Origin of the sequence: Chryseobacterium sp., from assembly GCF_008831505.1 — a bacterium.
GTDB lineage: Bacteria > Bacteroidota > Bacteroidia > Flavobacteriales > Weeksellaceae > Marnyiella.
The window spans coordinates 1,828,618-1,846,845 of record NZ_CP044507.1; the positions used below are offsets into that span (position 1 = coordinate 1,828,618).

12 protein-coding genes are annotated in these 18,228 nt (G+C 43.6%); 6 read left to right on the top strand and 6 right to left on the bottom strand.

Going from position 1 to position 18,228, the window contains the following annotated elements; genetic code table 11:
* Positions 1-77 precede the first annotated feature (77 nt).
* Genes F7R58_RS08470 through F7R58_RS08485 form a run of 4 tightly spaced genes read right to left on the bottom strand, consistent with a single transcriptional unit; the run spans position 78 to position 6,254 of the window.
* Entirely contained in the window at positions 78-3,233 is a 3,156-nt protein-coding gene (locus F7R58_RS08470; protein WP_158064496.1) for an efflux RND transporter permease subunit, read from the bottom strand.
* A 21-nt stretch (positions 3,234-3,254) separates the two neighbouring features.
* Positions 3,255-4,310: an efflux RND transporter periplasmic adaptor subunit gene (locus F7R58_RS08475; RefSeq protein ID WP_158064497.1), complete on the bottom strand. Its 1,056-nt coding sequence runs from the start codon at positions 4,308-4,310 to the stop codon at positions 3,255-3,257.
* Between the two features lie 7 nt (positions 4,311-4,317).
* Entirely contained in the window at positions 4,318-5,655 is a 1,338-nt protein-coding gene (locus F7R58_RS08480; protein ID WP_158064498.1) for a TolC family protein, read from the bottom strand.
* On the bottom strand, positions 5,655-6,254 hold the full coding sequence (locus tag F7R58_RS08485) for a TetR/AcrR family transcriptional regulator (RefSeq protein WP_158064499.1): 600 nt from the start codon (positions 6,252-6,254) through the stop codon (positions 5,655-5,657). The genes F7R58_RS08480 and F7R58_RS08485 overlap by 1 nt, the downstream gene beginning before the upstream one ends.
* 403 nt (positions 6,255-6,657) lie before the next feature.
* On the opposite strand from F7R58_RS08485, the gene F7R58_RS08490 reads away from it, so the two are divergent.
* From F7R58_RS08490 to F7R58_RS08515, 6 genes are all read left to right on the top strand, one after another.
* The gene (locus F7R58_RS08490; RefSeq protein ID WP_158064500.1) at positions 6,658-7,317 is read left to right on the top strand and encodes a hypothetical protein; all 660 of its coding nucleotides are present in this window, start codon (positions 6,658-6,660) and stop codon (positions 7,315-7,317) included.
* A gap of 565 nt (positions 7,318-7,882) precedes the next feature.
* Positions 7,883-8,284, top strand: coding sequence for a hypothetical protein (locus F7R58_RS08495; protein ID WP_158064501.1), 402 nt, complete (start codon positions 7,883-7,885; stop codon positions 8,282-8,284).
* 10 nt (positions 8,285-8,294) lie between these two features.
* On the top strand, positions 8,295-9,011 hold the full coding sequence (csgH, locus tag F7R58_RS08500) for a curli-like amyloid fiber formation chaperone CsgH (RefSeq protein WP_158064502.1): 717 nt from the start codon (positions 8,295-8,297) through the stop codon (positions 9,009-9,011).
* Positions 9,012-9,017: 6 nt separating this feature from the next.
* Positions 9,018-9,428, top strand: coding sequence for a curli production assembly/transport component CsgF (locus tag F7R58_RS08505; protein WP_158064503.1), 411 nt, complete (start codon positions 9,018-9,020; stop codon positions 9,426-9,428).
* Between the two features lie 17 nt (positions 9,429-9,445).
* On the top strand, positions 9,446-10,816 hold the full coding sequence (locus F7R58_RS08510; protein WP_158064504.1) for a CsgG/HfaB family protein: 1,371 nt from the start codon (positions 9,446-9,448) through the stop codon (positions 10,814-10,816).
* A 5-nt stretch (positions 10,817-10,821) separates the two neighbouring features.
* Positions 10,822-12,321: a carboxypeptidase regulatory-like domain-containing protein gene (locus F7R58_RS08515; RefSeq protein WP_158064505.1), complete on the top strand. Its 1,500-nt coding sequence runs from the start codon at positions 10,822-10,824 to the stop codon at positions 12,319-12,321.
* A 111-nt stretch (positions 12,322-12,432) separates the two neighbouring features.
* Here F7R58_RS08515 and F7R58_RS08520 read toward each other — a convergent pair whose 3' ends face one another.
* Both F7R58_RS08520 and dnaE read right to left on the bottom strand, forming a co-directional pair.
* A complete protein-coding gene (locus F7R58_RS08520) occupies positions 12,433-13,089 on the bottom strand; it encodes a response regulator transcription factor (protein ID WP_158064506.1) in 657 nt (218 codons plus the stop codon).
* Positions 13,090-13,221: 132 nt separating this feature from the next.
* Positions 13,222-17,853 carry a DNA polymerase III subunit alpha gene (gene dnaE, locus F7R58_RS08525; RefSeq protein ID WP_158064507.1) on the bottom strand — a complete coding sequence of 1,544 codons (4,632 nt, stop codon included), beginning with the start codon at positions 17,851-17,853 and terminating at the stop codon, positions 13,222-13,224.
* Positions 17,854-18,228: the final 375 nt, after the last annotated feature.

Genomic DNA, 18,228 nt, shown 5'->3' on the forward strand with positions numbered 1-18,228 from the left:
GCATCTGGAAGTCTGTTTAAAAAAAACACCCCTGAAAAAAGGTTATTTCAGGGGTGCTTCTGATGGAGCTACTAACTTTAAAATTCCAGTTCGTTTTCCGGATGGATATGGTCATAATCTGCAACCATTTCCTCCTCATAGTTGGTCTTTTCCTTTTTGCTGAATCTGTTTTCAAGCCTTACCATAATAAGGTAGACAACCGGAACAATAATCAGTGTCAGGAACAGCGACGAGATAAGTCCACCTATAATTACGATAGCCAGACCGTTGTTCATCTCCGCTGCGGCGCCTGAAGCGAGGGCGATAGGTAACATACCGAATACCATCGCTATCGTGGTCATCAGGATAGGTCTTAAACGGGCATGGTTGGCCTGGATTAGCGCATTTTCTATAGTCTCACCTTTATCTACCCTGTGATTGGCAAAATCAACAAGCAGGATGGCATTCTTGGCCACCAGACCGATCAGCATGATGATACCCAGTATCGTAAAAATGTTCAAACTCTGGTTGGTGAGCGCCAGCGCCCATAGTGCACCGATAAATGACAGCGGAATGGAGAAGAGTACAATGAACGGTTTCAGGAAGTCGTCGTAAAGCACCACCATAATCATATATACCAACATAATGGCGGCCAGCAGCGCGATACCCAAAGTTCCGAAACCTTCGCTCTGGTTTTCCATATTTCCGCCCCATACCCAGTTCACACCGGCAGGTTTCTTTATTTCAGCCATCTTGGTTTCCCATTCGGCAGCTACTGTACCGGTGGTCTTACCGACAGTCTGCGCCTGTACAGTAACCGATGGCGATCTGTCGTACCTTTCCAGCAAGGCAGGTCCCGAAGTAAAGTTAATATCGGCAAACTGCGACAGCTGTATTCTCATACCCTGCTGGTTCACGAAGTTGATGTTGCGGACATCATCAATACTTGTCCTGTTGGCTTCATCAAGGATGATATTGATATCATACTCGTTATTACCGGTTCGGAATTTATTATCGGTATTACCGCTGAAAGCCGTTCTAAGGGTCTGACCAACGGAGGCCACATTCAGGCCGAGAGAAGTCATCTTGTCGCGGTCTACTGTCACTGAAATTTCAGGGTTACCTTCTTCCACACTCAGTTTAATTTCAGAAGCACCGTCTATGGTTCTCAGCTGCGCTTCGGCAGTCTTTGCGTAAGCCATTGCATCTTCAAGCGTCGTGCCGGTTACCGTCATCTGCAGCGGAGCCTGTTCCGCACCCATAAATCCGACCGGAACCGTAGTTACTTTCGCTCCTACCAGAACTTTCTCCAGATCGCGTTTCAGTTTGGCCGCATATACTTTAGTATCGTCTTCCCTTTCATCTTTCGGAACAAGCTCTACACTGATTTCGGATTTGTAATTGGTGGACTGCATAGCACCCATACCGCCACTAACGGATCCTACAGAGGTGATCATCTTCACAATCTCCGGCTTTTTGGCCAGGTGCTTTTCGGCAGCCTGGGTAATGAAGTTGGTTTCTTCCAGGGAAGTATCTTTTGGCATCTCAATCTGAACCAGGAATTCTCCTTTATCGGTACCCGGGAAAAAGTCGGAGCCAATATAACCCATAACGGCCAATGCGATTGCACTGATGAAGAGCACAATGGTAATGGCAAAGGTTTTCAGTTTGTTCACCAAACTCCACTTCAATATGCCCTCAATCTTATGGGTAAACCAGGTAAGTCCCTCCTCAAATTTATATATAATCTTTCCGAAGAAAGAAGTATTGCTTATCACCTCCAGTTTCCCGTAGCGCGAGAACAACCATGGAACCACCGTAAAGGACACCAACAGTGAGAGCATGGTAGCAATAATTACCGTGACGCAGAACTGCGAGATAATGTCGGATACGAGACCCGTACTCATCGCAATAGGCAGGAATACCACCACAATTACCAATGTAATAGCGGTAACCGTAAATCCGATTTCCTTGGCACCGTCGTAGGAAGCACGTACCTTATTCTTACCCATTTCCATGTGGCGGTGGATATTCTCAATAACAACAATCGCATCATCCACAAGAATACCTACCACCAGTGAAAGACCCAGCAAACTCATAAGGTTAAGACTGTAACCAAGGATAAACATTCCTATGAAAGTCGCGATAAGCGAGGTCGGAATGGCTACCATTACAATAAGTGCATTTCGGAAACTGTGCAGGAAGAACATCATAACAAAAGCCACAAGCGCAATCGCGATAAGTAAATCTTTAATTACAGCGTTCGCAGCGGCCAGGGTGAAGGTTGAAGTATCACTGGCAACCGTGATCTTAATATTGTTCCCTTTGTACTGCTCTTCAATCTCGGCAATTTTTTCCTGAACCAGACGGCTTACTTCCACAGCATTGGCATCTGTCTGCTTCTGCACCTGGAGCATCATTGTATTTTCCTGGTTGATCCTCGCTAATTTATCGGCCACCTTTTGCGTGTCCTGAACTTCAGCGATATCCGACAGTCGGATATTCTGTCCGTTTTTGGAAGAGATCGTCAGGTTTCTCAATTCTTCAACCGAACTGATCTTTCCCGCAAGACGGATCAGTGTACTGTTTTCACGTGTCTTCAGACTTCCGGTAGGGAAATCGAGGTTCGACATGGTAATGATCTGCTGAACTTCGGGAATGGTGAGGCCATAGCCTTCCATTTTAGACTGATTCAGGTTGATTCTGATCTCCCTTTCCTGACCACCCACAATATCAACCTTGGACACGCCCGGGATTCTGGAGAATACAGGTTGAATTCTCTGGTCTATCAGGTCGTAAAGCTCATTTTCGGTAAGGTTACCGGTAACTCCCATCCTTACGATCGGCATATCCGAAAGTGAGAATTGGGTAAGAGACGGCTCGTCTATATCTTCAGGCAAATCGGACCGGATGGCATTGATCTTCCGCTGTGCCTCATTCAGGGCAAAATCCACATCGGCATCATTGTTAAACTGAACAATTACCACGGATAAACTCTCATAGGATTTGGACTGAATCTTTTTCACTCCTTCCAGGGCAGATACGGCATCTTCTATTTTCCGTGAGACCGTATTTTCCACCTCGGAGGGCGACGCACCCGGATAAACCGTTGCTACAGTTACTACCTTAACTTCAAATTTAGGGATCAGCTCATAATTCAGCTGGGAATAGCTGAATAGGCCCCCTATGACCAGTAATGCAAGCATTACAATGACCAAACTGGGTCGTTTAATCGATACTTCTGCTAACTTCATCTATATATATGCTTAGTCGATTTATTTCAGTTTACGGATGGGCGTTTTGTCCGTCAGGTTGATCTGGCCACTCGTAACCACCTCATCGCCGGCCTTCAGACCACTGATCACCTCTACACGGTCGCCATAATTTACACCGCTCTGGATCTTGGTCAGATAGGCTACGTTATTGCGTACCACAAATACGGTATTATCACTCACACTGCCCACAAACGCCTCCCGCGGAATGGTAAGCACACTGCCGCTGCCGCTTCGGCTGAAGACTGCGGTTCCGTACATACCGGCTTTAAGTTTGTTAAATGAATTGGGAACTGTAATTTCCACAGGAAACTTGAGTGCGCCCGAAGCAGCGGGTGCGATGAAGGTAATCCGGCCATCCAGCGCGCCTTCAATTACATCGGGCTGAACTTTCACGCTGTTACCTACAGATAGCTGGCTAACCAATGACTGGTCTACATCGACCTTAAGTTTAACGGAAGAGATATCCACCACCTCAACAATAGGCGTACCCGGGTTAAGCACAGTTCCCACTTCTACAAACTTTTGGTTTACGATGCCGCTTACCTTAGAAATGACGTTGGTATCGCCGGACTGTAAGTTGGCTGACTGAAGCTGGGTTCTGGCATTTTTAACCTGCAATCTGGCCTGATCCAGCTGAAGTGCTGTAACACCACCTGTCTTGTAAGCCTGCTCATAACGGTTTAAGGCCATCACTGCGTTATCCAGATTGGCTTTTGCACCGGAAACGTTCACATTTACTTTCTCACCTGCCAAACGGCCGATGCTTTGTCCTGCACGTACATAACTTCCCTCTCTAACATTGAGTGAGATCAGCTGTCCACCCATTTCCGCGGAAATCTGCGCCTGTCTGTTGGGCAGGAATGTACCGTTCACCATAAATTCACCGCTAATCTCCTCTTGCTTTACGAGAGTGGTACGAACAGCCACATTGGTATTCTTTTCCGCTACCACCGCTACCTTTTCCTCATTCTTCTTCTTGTTGTTCTGAAGGATAAAGTAAAACGCGACAGCGATACCCAGTATGGCCAGTATGCTGATGATTGTATTCTTTTTCATAGTTTATTTAATTATTATCAGTTAATGTTTTCAGTTTTCCCTGAGACTTAAGCAGGTCGATTTCCGCAAGTTTATAATCAAGCTTTGCTTTTGTTAAATTATTTTTCGCTTCGGTAAGGTCGCGTTCCGCATCAAGAATATCATTCAAAGTAGCCAAACCATGCTGGTAATTGCTTCTGGTATTGGAAAGAACCTGCTCTGCCAAAACCACATTTTGCTCCTGCATGGAAATCATTGTCATGTTGTTTTCCAGTTCCGTAACGGCATTTTTATGTTGAAGGTCCAGACCCAGCTGCGTCTCCCTTAAATCTGCGCGGGCTTTCTCTATCTCGATCATACTAAGTTCTACACGTGATTTTGTAGCGAAACCGTTAAATATCGGCACCCGAACATTTAACCCTATGGATGCCATATCGGACCAAAATACACCGTTTTCCTTACCGTTCCACCACGGCATTTTTTCACCCTGACCCAAAAAACCATAGTTAGCAGAAAGTGCTACCGACGGGTAGTATTCTGCTTCAGTTGCTTTTTTCTGCCACTCCAGCAGTTCTATCTGCTTGTTCACTAACTGTATTTCAGTACGGTCGGCGAAGTTGGCGCTGCGGTCAGGCAGCAACGAGGGTTCAAAAGTCTGCTCCGGAAGTTCAATTTCCTGATCCATGGGCATTCCAATCATAAACTTGAGTGCATTTTCAGCAAGGTCTACGGTATTCTCAAGTTGCTGCACTCCTGAACTTACATTATTGCGGGCCACAACTACCCTATCGTAATCAATCTTTCTGGCCAGTCCTGCATCATATAAACCTTTGATCACTTTAATGGTCTGGTTGGTAATCTCCAGATTGCTGTTGGCATTGGTAAGCATCTGCTCAGCCTGGTAAACCTGAAAGTAAGCATTGGCAACGTTCTCAATAATCTGCTCCTCGGTCAGACGTGCATTGATCAGATAAAATTCTTTAGTTGACCTTGCCGCCTTCAGACCCACAAAAACCGATTGGTTAAAAAGGTTCTGGGTAAGCTGCACCATATTGCTGGAAGTCCACTTCTGGCCAAAGGCAACTTTCACCTGCTGTCCTGGTGCACCAAAGATCTCTCCAGGAAGGACGGATTCCTGCAAGAGAGGATTATAACTGGTGGAACTGTTAAAGCTGATGTTGGGGTAAGCATTGGATTTCACTTCAGCAATCTGCGCGTCACCTTTGCGGATATCCAAACGTGCTTTCTCGGCCTCAGCCTTATGCTCCAAAGCATAAGTGATAGCCTCCGGCAGCGTAAGCAGCCTGGCGTCCTGAGCATTAAGCAGTCCGGCGGAAAGTATAAAGCCCAAAATTAATTTCTTCATTATTTTATATTGTTATATTTTATTAACTGTTGTTTCCCTAATTCGGTAGTGATTGCATTCATATAAAAGTTGAGTGCTACATTACTGTATTCTGCACGGTCCGTCTTCGAGGTGTCGAGAAATGGTGAACTGTCATAAGACATCACCATCTGAAAATAAATACTGGCATAAAGCGCAGCATCGAAATCCGTGCGGTAATAGCCCTGCTCGCGGCCGCGTTCTATATTCTGAACAAGCACTTCCGTGAACCTTTCAGAAAAGTTCATCATATGTTTGTTAAAGATGGCCGGATAATATTTAAGCAGCTGCCGAATAAGAACTGAATTATTGGACCGGGCAGCTTTTTCTATCTCCTCATCGCGGCAATACATACGGTCCACGGCATTCTCTATCTGCTTATCCATTTTATTGAGTTTCTCAATTACTTCAGTGAGTTTATACTCCAGCACATCTTCCAGTAAAGCCTCCTTGGTTGTATACTTCTGGTACAGTGTCTTTTTAGACATCCCGAATTCACGCGCTATATCATCCATTGTAAGGGTCTTGGCACCATTCTCAATGAACAATTCCGCTACCTTTTCCAAAAAACTTTCATCCATACTTTGATTTTGACGCAGCAAAGATACTTATTTGGAAACTAATAAACCAAATAGGTTTCCACGTTTATTTACGATAATAATGATAGATTTTGTTGATAGAAATCGATTTATTCTGCGCGCGCAAACTTTTTACTTCATAAAAAAAGCTGTGAGTAACAGAAAGCTTTGCAGGTTTTGAAATTTACGTTATAAAAACCCTTCAGAGAGCTGCACACTTAAGTGCTTCATAATGTAACAACTGTGAAATCATCTAGTTAAAAATTGACTAATGGATTTAGGGGAATTAACCCAATATACCTAACCGCTTTCACTGATATTTCGGAAATACTGATTTACAGGGATTTGCAGTGTCTTAAGCGAGACTACATTTGTAACACAAACTAACCAAATAAATTTTTTAAACATGAAAAAATTAGTTACAGGTGCAGTGGCACTACTGGCAGTAGGTTTTACTTACGCACAATCAAATGTTGATTATTCCAGACAGTATGGAAATGGAAACATCTCCAATCTAATGCAGGAAGGACTTCAAAACAACAACGATTTACTTCAGGACGGCACTACCAACATCGCTGGCATTGCACAGGACGGCACGTACAACCGCAGCATCGCTGTGAGTCAAGGTACCAGCAACATTCTGGAGATTGATCAGGAGGGAAATGACAACAGCAACGATGCATGGCAGATTGGTGTAGGAAACTACGCCAAAGTTAACCAGAAGCAGGCAATAGGTGGTCAGATCGCGTGGACCAGACAAAATGGTACCGACAACGAAGTTGAGTTGTACCAATGGGACACTTCTAACAGAGCATACATGACTCAAAGTGGTGACAGAAACTATGCTGGTGCACAACAGTATACTGTTGGTAACGTAACAACTGGCGAACAGTTTGGTAATGATAACAGCTTGATTAACTGGCAAACCGGAAATGCAAATCAGAGTTTCCACCGTCAGGATGGTACCTTTAACGAGGCAACGCTTGATCAGATGGGAACCAATCAGATGCACACCGGTTTCCAGAACGGAAGCGGAAATATGATGACTGTGACTCAAATGGACTAGTCCCGCCTATAAAATTGCGAATCCGTCTCAAATTGGGACGGATTTTTTTTGCTCATTTTCAATGAACACCTGTTTTCTTGCCAAGTGAAACCTAAGTATTAGATGCAGATGGCACATTTCATTGGAATGGACTTCATAATGATAAACAGTACAGCAAAAAATAAATGGATGTCCTCTTTTAAATTGATGTAAAAAGGTTATTTATCCCAACATCTAACTGTTTTTGGGGAGATTTAGGAAGTCCCTTCTAAGGGGGATTTGCGATATATGATCAGCGGCTAAATTTGTGTATACAATAACCCTTAAACCTTTGAAAACATGAAAAGAACAACACACAGTACATTGGCACAGCCAGTCCTGAAGTCAGCCGGTACAAAACTGTCCCAGCAATCAAAGAGGCAGCAGTTTTATGAGTCCAATTCTGGAACTCATTGCACGAAAATGAAAAGTTGGTTCAATGCCACAGTTTCATCTAATCGGATTCACTTTGAAAATACAGGCACAACAATCGCCTAGGTACACACTGACAGATTTACGGGCGTCCATCACCCAAATATTTACCACCATGAAAAGAGCAATAACTTTCATTTTGTTTCTCCTGAGTTTCAATTACTGTTTCTCGCAGGAAGTTCCAATGTTTGAAATCAACAGTGATAATGTATTAGACTATTACAGCCAGATCTCAAAATCCAATCTCCAGCGTTCTTCCGTATCAGTAGCTGCACAAATCGGGAATAACAATTTAATTGATGTCTGGGATAATGCCGCGGCCAGTATTACTATCACTCAGTTAGGAGATAATAATACAACTCTTTATCAAAACTACAACGGTTACCCTGCAACCGCAGAGATTGCCATCAGGGGCTCGAACAACCTTGTACATGTAGAAGGAAGCAACAGCATCTCAGATGGAATGAAAATGAATATAAACGCCAATGATATGACGATTCTAATGAGAAATAATTAAACCCTTGAAAATGAAAACTCTCATCACAATTCTGACTGTTCTTTTCTGTTGTATAGGTCTTGAAGCACAGGAAACCGCAGCAGTTACGGGAAAAATTATTTCAGAGAACAATGAAGGTCAGGTGAAAATCAAAGCCGCTGCAATCAGCAATTCGCAAACCTTTGCGGATATGAATTTTATACTGATCACGCTTAAAAAAGGTAAATCCGGTACATCTTCCAATAAACAGAGCGGTAAATTTTCGCTTAAACCCAATGAAACTCGTATTCTGTCGGAGACGTACGTAAATCTTGCTGAAAAAGACGGGCTAAAGGTTTATCTGTTTCTGAAAGACGAAGAGTCGGACCGCACCATTGCTAAAGACAGTCTTGAAATTAATCCGCAACAGTTTACGGCTGCCGTTACTTATATCCCGGAAAAAGATCTGGAGTTGGCCGGTCTTACTATTGACGAAACAAAAACGCGGATGGGACAAATGTTTTATGAAATATTTTTTAAAAAGTACAACCAGATACCAGAGAAATATGATGGTACTGTAATCATCACAGAATTGCCGTCTTTCGGACGCAACAGCAGAATTACAGTAACAGTAGATGACCGGATTATATACAGTTTCCTGTCCAAACCGGATGAGGAGGCTGTGGAGGCCGAAGCACTAACCGCACTGAATTACCTGGCAGATTTCACAGCAAATCAAAATCTGAGAGACCGCGAATTTAAATACTGACCAATCATGAAAAAAATACTTTATCTAATCCTCATCTTTTGTGCCTTAGCAACTACACAGGCACAGCAGTTTGTATATAAACCAATCAATCCGGCCTTTGGAGGTGAAACGTTTAATTACCAATGGCTGCAAAGTTCGGCCAGTGCACAAAATCAGTTTGACAATAGTTCCGGCAGCCGGGGGCTTTCCTCACTGAACTCTCTAAGCAGTTTTACAGACAACCTGAACAGACAGCTTCTGAACGAAATATCAAGAAAACTAATGGGTGACCAATTTGGTGAGGGCGATTTAAAGCCCGGAACTTATGTTTTTGGCTCCATGTACCTTGAAGTTGTACAGACAGGCCAGGGACTTCTTATTAACATCCTGAATACCAGCACAGGGGAACAGTCTGAAATCCTTATCCCCGGCAGCTAAACAAAACTTGAAAACCCATGAAAACATATCATCAAATAAAGCAGGCATCGCTATGCCTAGTTTCCCTCTTTCTTGTGGGCTGCACCTTATTCAGCATACCTACGGAAAGGGAAAAGTCAACGATGGGAGAAATAACTCGATATACCCCCGAAATCCGCAACCTGCCTGCACCGAAGGACAGAATTGTAGTAGGAGTATATAAATTCCGTGACCAAACCGGCCAGTATAAGGCTGCCGAAAACGGCGCAAGCTGGAGTACTGCAGTTCCTCAGGGAACCACCACTATCTTATTGAAAGCGCTGGAGGACAGCCGCTGGTTCAAGCCAATTGAAAGGGAAAATATTGGAAATTTACTGAATGAACGTCAGATTATCCGCAGTACCCGCAAAGAATATTCAGGTAAAGAGGATGATGGCCCCAGTTTGCCTCCCCTGTTGTTTGCCGGAATCATCCTGGAAGGTGGTGTAGTCTCTTACGATACAAATGTAATGACGGGCGGTGTGGGTGCCAGATACTTTGGCCTGGGCGCCAGCGCACAGTACAGACAGGACAGGATAACCGTTTATCTGCGCGCAGTATCAACATCTACCGGCGAGATTGTTAAAACGGTTTACACCTCCAAAACTATCCTTTCTACAAGTGTAAACGGCAACTTTTTCAGATTTATCGATACAGAGAGATTACTTGAATCAGATATTGGCTTTACCCAAAACGAACCCGTACATCTTGCTGTTACAGAGGCCATTGAAAAAGCAGTAATGTCACTAATTGTAGAAGGAGTACAGGACAAGCTGTGGGATAATAAACTTAAAGACCCCAATGATTTCAATGCTGTGATCGCTGCATATAACAGTGAAAAAAAGGTAAATGCTGAACGCTTTGCCGAGGGAAGCGCACATGCCATACAGCGACCCAGAAATGCAATTTTTGGATATGGCGAAGCCTATCAGCTTAAGGGAGATTACACGGGATCCAGGACCACTTTCGGAGGAAAAATCGGTTATAAGCGTTTTCTGACTGACCACCTGAACGCTGAGCTGAACGGTGGGGTTGTCACCATGGAAAATACCGGAATTCTGAAAAGGTCGGGTATCACCTCAGAGTTTAACCTGGAATATCTGATGATGCCGAGATATAAGTTCTCACCTTTCATCTACGCGGGGGCAGGTATGATGATGCTACCGGATGATGTACGCTACAAAGCCCAGCTTGGAGGAGGTTTGGAATATCTGATGAGCCGAAGTTTGGCGGTGAGGTTGATGACTCAGTATGACCTCGGGTTTACGGACGACTGGGACGCAATGGCTCAGGGGTCCCGAAACGATCACGGTGTACGTGTGGGCGTAGGCTTAAATCTATACTTCGGCAACAAAAAAATTAAAAAATAAGAATCATGAAAAATATCATTATACATACATTTTTTGCATTCCTGCTGGTCTTCGGATTAACTTCATGCAGCGAGGATCTTATAGACAAAGTACAGTCCGGTTCAATTAAGGGAACCGTAATAAAGAAAGGCACCAATCAGCCGCTTAAAAATGTGAAAATAAGCACGAGTCCGTCCACTGAAACGGTTTTCACAAAAGACGACGGTTCTTTCCTCATAGAAAATGTGCCGATTGGGGATTATTCTGTACGTGCAGAGATGTCGGGCTATTTGGCCAGCCTGCAAGGCGTAAATATGAAGAACGATCAGCAAACCGTTTCTGTTGTATTTGAAATGAGTGACGACACCAGCAGTAATTCACCGCCTACAATACCACAATTAATAAGCCCAATAGATAACGCGGTGGATCAACCCCTCGCGGTAGATCTTTCCTGGACCAGCACGGACCCTGATTCCACAGATGTATTAAAATATAAGCTTACTGTGAAGAACGACTTCGACCAGAATATCATTGAAATAAATGATCTTACTGCTAAACACTATTACCTGGAAAACCTGAAATATGGAGTTACTTATTACTGGCAGGTACAGGTAAGTGACGGTGTAAATCCACCGGCAAACAGTACAGTATTCCGTTTCAAGACAAGCGCAATGCCGAACAACCGCTTCCATTACGTTAAGAAGAACATGAATGGGAACTATTACATCGTTTCGTCCAATGATACCAATGTAAACTTCAACCTGACTCCTACAACACTAAGCAGCTTCCGTCCCCGTCTGAACCAGAATGCCGGTTTGGTAGCATTCCTCCGGAATGTGGGAGGAAATGTGCACCTCTTCACCGCGCAACCGGACGGCTCAGATGTTTTTCAGGTAACAACAGTTCCTGTGGCTGGCTTCAATAATAGCGAACTGGATTTCGCCTGGAAAAGCAACGTCCAGGAATTCATTTACCCAAACTTCAATAATCTATACCGGATAAACAAAGACGGTAGTGGCCTGCAACTCATCTATACTACCCCGGATGGCAGTTTTATTACAGAATGTGACTGGAGTCATGACGGCAGCAAGATTGCCATAAAGACCAACGACGCACACGGTTACAATGTTAAAATTTATGTGATAGATATGGCAGGCAATACTTTACACACTGTGCTTCAAAATGTATCCGGAGCTGCCGGTGGCCTGAATTTCTCGGTAGACGGAAATCAGTTACTCTACACGTACGACATTTCCGGCCATCAGGAGCCAAGTTACCGCCAGTTGGACAACCGAATCTTCGTATATAATCTGCAGAATGATACGCGCAAGGACTGGTCAGCTGTAACATCAAAAGCGAGCGGTACAAATGACCTGGATCCCAGATTCTCGCCAAATAATGCCGAAATCATCTTTACCAACACATCCAACGATAATATATCCCCCAGGAATATCTACAAAATCAACCTGCAGGATAATACACGAACAGCTTTATTCCCGAACGCAGAAATGCCGGATTGGGAGTGATGTTTTCAAGGGGAGTTGAGGAAGAAATTCCTCAACTTTTTTTTATTTAAAAAAGGCAGAAGATCTAAATTCTTCTGCCTTTTTTTATAGGTTATTGTACGGTAATCAAACTTAATTTACCAGACTGTTTTCAAGGGCATATTTTACAAGTTGGGAAGAACTGTTAATATTGAATTTCAACAGGATGTTTCTGCGGTGTGACTCTACTGTATGGGTACTGATAAAAAGTTTTTCCGCAATTGCCTTGGTCCGCAGTCCGTCACAGATCAGGTTCAGTACATCCATTTCACGTGCAGTGAGTTCTGAATTGCGCGGACCTGTCTTTTCCTTTTCATCGTCAACACTGCAGATGAAGTTAACAAGAGCTTCCTTCGAGTCATTACTGATGTACACATTACCATCAATAATCTGTGCCAAAGCTTTATGGAACTCTTCATAATCGGTGTCTTTTCCAAGATATCCTTTAACCCCCCTGTCAAAGAATCTCTTCACCATTTTCATCTCTGATTTCACAGAAATGACGATAATCTTTAAATCCGAATTAATTGCCAGCACCTTTTCTACTACATCCAGCGCTTCATGCATATTCATACTGTTCAGATACAGCAGAAGAATTTGCGAATTGTCCGTAACAAGATCCCGAACTTCACTTAAAGAACTGGTTTTTAGAATTTCATACTGATTATGAAAGCCATGTTCCCGTAGCGAATTGACCATGAAACTCAGGCAGAGTCCATGCTCACTGTAAATAATTGTTTCTTTTTTCATGCTTGTGTTGTTTTTACTAAATTACTAATAATTACAACACTAACCTAATATATTTACTAATTTTTAGCTGCAAAACATAAGTATCATCAATATTTTACGTAGATCGACGTAGGATGACGTTTTGCAGTATTTTTAATTTAGGTAAATTTCATAGCGCTGCATCTCATTAAATACTCCAATGAGGTCTCCGCTGATATTTACCTGAGTCTGCAGACTGAGTAGCTCAATATGACTTTGGTCTTCCGGATTCTTTACATAAAAACCAAGTTTCTGGTTTCCGGCCCAGCGTGTCAGTGTTTCCCGGAGGAAAATCACATCATCGCGGCGAAGGTCATTGATATCAAGTACTACGGTCATACTTTTGGCAAACTGTTCAAATGCTTCCTTCAGCTCACTCACATCTGTAACGTTTACAAAAACACGGCCGTCACGGGAAATCGTAAACTTAATTTTAAAAATAAGGAAACGCTGCACGTCAATTTTATCACGAAGCCGCAGATAATCGCGGTCTCCAAGCCTAAAGGAATAGCTGCCTGAATAATCTTCCAGTGTGATGAAGGCGATTTTCTCTCCACTGTTCCGACCGTCCCGTACTGTATATTCAGTAACCAGTCCGGCTACCATATATTCTTTGGAATTGGTGTTAAATTTCTGCTTTTCCCGGTAATCCTGAATTTCTTCGAACAGTCGGATTTGTTCTGGACCAAAATTCCGGTCGCGAAAGGCATCGATTTCGTCCAGATTCAGAAAATTAAAGCTTCCTCTGGCCTCAACGTTCCTTTGCTCGTCCTCCAGCACTCCTTCGTCCTCATCCATGATAAGATCCAACAGGTCTTCGTTTTCCTCCTCGTCCTTTTCCACAGGAACAATTACAGGATCCAGAGCCACAATTTCATCCTCCGGTCTCCCTTCCAGAATACTGTTCCTGCCAAGCGCTCCCTGAATAAAACTGTACTGATATTTAAATTCGTCCAAAGGATGAGCCGACAGATAAAACCCGATGATTTCCTTCTCCTTGTTGAGCAGATACATATTGGGCCATTCCGGTGCCGGGTTAATCTTAGGCGGCTCGATGCGGACCTCCTCAGCAAAATCAGCAAACAGTGAATTCTCAATTTCATTCCGACTTTCCTGAAAACTCTGCCCGTAACGTAGCAAACGTTCCAGGTTGGTTTTTCCGTTATTGTCAATATCAAAATACTGTGCTCTGTGATAGTTGTCTACTTCATCAAAAGCACCGGCCATAACCAGACTTTCCGCCACCCTTTTATTGATCTGTGAAGAAGGTATACGCTGGAAAAAATCGTAGACATCGCTGTAAGATCTTTCTTTCCTCGTTTGCACTATGGCTTCACTGGGTCCCTCGCCAATACCTTTAATGGCTCCCAGTCCAAAACGGATCTGACCCTTGTCATTCACAGAGAATTCATATTGTGATTCGTTTACATCGGGTCCCAACACATCAACGCCCATATTTTTGCAGTCTTCCATAAACATGGTGATCTGCTTGGTATTGTTCAGGTTATTCGTCATCACACTGGACATATATTCCGCCGGATAATTGGCTTTAAGAAAAGCTGTTTGGTAAGCGATCAGGGCATAACATGTTGAGTGTGATTTATTGAAAGCATACTCAGCAAAGGCTTCCCAGTCCTTCCAGATTTTATTGAGGCGATCTACGTCCAGATTGTTTTTTTCGCCCCCTTCCAAAAACTTGGGATACATCTTATCCAGCGTTGCACGGTCCTTTTTACCCATCGCTTTTCTAAGGGTATCGGCCTCGCCTTTTGTAAAATTAGCCAGCTTTTGTGAAAGCAGCATCACCTGCTCTTGATAAACAGTAATACCGTAGGTTTCCTTCAGATACTCTTCCGTTTCAGGTAAATCATATACAATTTCTTCGGAACCATGTTTCCGGTTAATGAAATTAGGTATGTATTTTATAGGTCCCGGCCGGTAAAGGGCGTTCATGGCGATAAGATCAGCAAACTTGGTGGGCTTCAGTTCACGCATGTATTTCTGCATTCCCGGACTTTCATACTGAAAAATACCAACGGTTCTCCCTTCCTTAAAGAGCTGATAGGTTTTCAGGTCATCCAGCGGTATCTCGTCAGGATTAATCTCAATACCGTGTCTTTCCCTGATCAGTTTAATGGCATGCTTGATGATGGTTAAAGTCCGGAGACCAAGAAAGTCCATCTTAAGCAGTCCGGCATTCTCCGCAACAGAGTTATCAAACTGAGATACCAGGATATCCGCATCCTTTGAAGCAATTGTGATAGGTACAAGATTGGAAATGTCTTCCGGTGTAATGATCACCCCGCAGGCATGAATCCCGGTATTCCGGATGCAGCCTTCCATTTTCTGAGCTGCCGCAAGCACCTCGTAGCGGCTGTCTTCAGGATTGGCCAGGATGTCTTTCATCTCCTGCGCCAGAACTTTATCTTCATCGCCGAGTTTCTCAAATTTGGCAAAAGCTTTAGCAATATTCATCCCGGGTGTTGATGGTACCAGCTTGGCAATATTGTTGGTTTCCGGAATCGACAGATCCAGCACGCGGCCGGCGTCCTTTATGGCCGACTTTCCACCCAATACGGAATAAGTAATAATCTGTGCTACGTTTGTTTTGCCGTATTTTTCAACCACCCACTTTATGATCCTGTCCCTGCCTTCATCGTCAAAATCGATATCAATGTCGGGCATTGAGATCCTCTCAGGATTAAGAAAACGCTCAAAAAGCAGGTCGTACGCAATTGGATCCACATTCGTAATGCCGGTACAGTAGGCTACTGCAGATCCAGCGGCAGATCCTCGACCTGGCCCTACCCAAACGCCCATTTTCCTGGCTTCGTTACAGAAATCCTGCACAATCAGGAAATATCCGGGATAACCGGTCTTGGCAATGACTTCAAGTTCAAAATCCAGCCGTTCACGGATCTCATCAGTAATCACCTCATAACGCCTTGCGGCACCCTCGTAGGTAAGGTGCCTCAGGTAGGCATTCTCACCTCGTTTCCCTCCATCTACGAGATCTTCTTTACTTAAAAATTCCCCGGGAATATCAAATTCAGGCAACAGCACATCCCGTTTTAATGTGTACGCCGAAAATTTAGCAAAGAACTCAGAATATGCAGCGAATGCATCCGGGTACTGGATGAAGGTACGCCTTAATTCCTCGGGTCCTTTAATATAAAATTCTCTTGTGGGTAAACCACGTCTTTTCCCAAAACCGCGGCCAACGGGTGAGCTTAATTTTTCGCCATCCTTAATGCAGTAAAGAATATCCTGGATGTGGGCATCGTCTTTATCTGTATAGAAAGTTTCGTTTTGCGCCAGTATTTTAACTTCATACTTATCCGCAAACTGCAGCAGGATTTCATTAAGGTGCTCTTCTTCATCAACTCCGTGGTTTTGAATCTGAACATAGAAATCATCACCAAAGGTTTCCTTCCACCAGCGGAATATCTCCTCCCCTTTTGTTTCTCCAAATTCAAGGACCGTATTTGGTACATCGCCCGCTATTCCCGCCGTAAGAGCGATAAGATTGTCTTTATATTCAGCAATCATCGACCTGGAAATCCGGGGAACCCCGAAGTAAAAACCGTTTACATACCCCAAACTTGATAATTTGGCGAGGTTACGGTAGCCGTCAAAGTTTTTTGCAAGCAAAACCACGTGCGTCCTGCGGTCCGGATCGTCTTTGGTGAACTGTTTCTGCTCAGGCCGGTCTGAAATATAAAATTCACAACCGATTATGGGTAAAAGCGGAGTCTTTCGGGGTTCAGACAATTTCATTTCCTGCCCACCTGCCGCTTCTTTCTGTTTTAAATACTCATCATAATTCTTTCTGATGGAATCATTGGCTTTTTCAACTTCCGAAACAAATTTAAAGGCGCCCATCATATTGCCCAGGTCCACCAGACCTACTGCCGGAAAATCATTTTCCAGCGCCTTGCGTACCAAATCGGAAATTGTGCTTGTAGCCTGAAGTGAAGAGTAGATACTGTGATTGTGAAAGTGAAAGTAATCGCCCAATTCAATTTCATCAGACTCACCAAAATCAACGGTTTTCTTTTTCTTAAATGCGGCTACCTGCCTTCTTACGACAATTGGGAAGGGCGCAAAAGGCAACGGATGGCCGGCAATAAATTCCTTGAGTTCCGTTTCTGAAATTCGGAGCAGTTCGGCAGGGATCAATCCGATGCGCATCATCTCAAAGAAAACCTGTGCGGTCGCATTTACATCGGCGGCGGCGTTGTGCGCCTCGTCAAATTTGGTTCCGCAAAGTTTCTCGTACAGTTCCTCAAGTTTGGGCGACTTAAAGCGTCCGTTTTTGCCACCTCCCAACTGACAGTAAGGGGTACCAAGCTCCATTGTATCGGCTGCGGGTATCTCCTGCAAAGTGTTTGGAATACCAAGCCGGAAAAACTCTGCACCCACAATTTTATAGTCAAAATCAATATTGTGTCCCGCCACGACCTGTGCCTTCTCTAAAACCTGCTGAAATTCCGCCAAAACCTCACTGAGATCACGACCAAATTCATGTGCCATCTGGGTGGAGATACCATGGATTCTGGCCGCATTATAAGGAATATCGTATCCGTCAGGCTTTATGATATAATCCTGATTTTCAATCAGATTACCGTCACGGTCATGGAGCTGCCAGGCAATCTGTACCATCCTGGGCCAGTTTTGCGAATCGGAAAGCGGAGCATTAAAATTTTGAGGTAAACCGGTGGTTTCAGTATCGAATATTAAGAACATTATTCAGGGGAAATTTCGGTAAAATTAGCGCAAAATTTCTTCAAAAAAAACTTGACGACCTTATGTATTTGAGAATAAAATAATCGTGATTAGGATCACCCCTCTTCACTTCGTGCATAAACAACTTTAAGTATAAATACTATGATTAAACTAAGTTGATAAAGTTGTTAATCCGATTACAACAGCACTCGCCAGTATTTAACTTTTTAGGCAAATTTTCATCAAAATGTTTAGATTTAAAAGCCACTACCGGCCATTTTTTGCAGTAATGTTTAGCCACTGCAGTTATGAGGTTTAAGTCGGAAAGTGATCACAGTGTCGGCAAAACTTTTTCATTTTTACTAACATTTTAATGTGTAATGCATATATCATGTT

Coding starts and splice junctions, on each gene's coding strand:
- csgH (WP_158064502.1), top strand. CDS start 8,295: ATGAAAACTCTCATCACAATTCTGACTGTTCTTTTCTGTTGTATAGGT.
- F7R58_RS08475 (WP_158064497.1), bottom strand. CDS start 4,310: ATGAAAAAGAATACAATCATCAGCATACTGGCCATACTGGGTATCGCT.
- F7R58_RS08495 (WP_158064501.1), top strand. CDS start 7,883: ATGAAAAGAGCAATAACTTTCATTTTGTTTCTCCTGAGTTTCAATTAC.
- F7R58_RS08480 (WP_158064498.1), bottom strand. CDS start 5,655: ATGAAGAAATTAATTTTGGGCTTTATACTTTCCGCCGGACTGCTTAAT.
- F7R58_RS08470 (WP_158064496.1), bottom strand. CDS start 3,233: ATGAAGTTAGCAGAAGTATCGATTAAACGACCCAGTTTGGTCATTGTA.
- F7R58_RS08510 (WP_158064504.1), top strand. CDS start 9,446: ATGAAAACATATCATCAAATAAAGCAGGCATCGCTATGCCTAGTTTCC.
- F7R58_RS08520 (WP_158064506.1), bottom strand. CDS start 13,089: ATGAAAAAAGAAACAATTATTTACAGTGAGCATGGACTCTGCCTGAGT.
- F7R58_RS08490 (WP_158064500.1), top strand. CDS start 6,658: ATGAAAAAATTAGTTACAGGTGCAGTGGCACTACTGGCAGTAGGTTTT.
- F7R58_RS08515 (WP_158064505.1), top strand. CDS start 10,822: ATGAAAAATATCATTATACATACATTTTTTGCATTCCTGCTGGTCTTC.
- F7R58_RS08485 (WP_158064499.1), bottom strand. CDS start 6,254: ATGGATGAAAGTTTTTTGGAAAAGGTAGCGGAATTGTTCATTGAGAAT.
- F7R58_RS08505 (WP_158064503.1), top strand. CDS start 9,018: ATGAAAAAAATACTTTATCTAATCCTCATCTTTTGTGCCTTAGCAACT.
- dnaE (WP_158064507.1), bottom strand. CDS start 17,853: ATGTTCTTAATATTCGATACTGAAACCACCGGTTTACCTCAAAATTTT.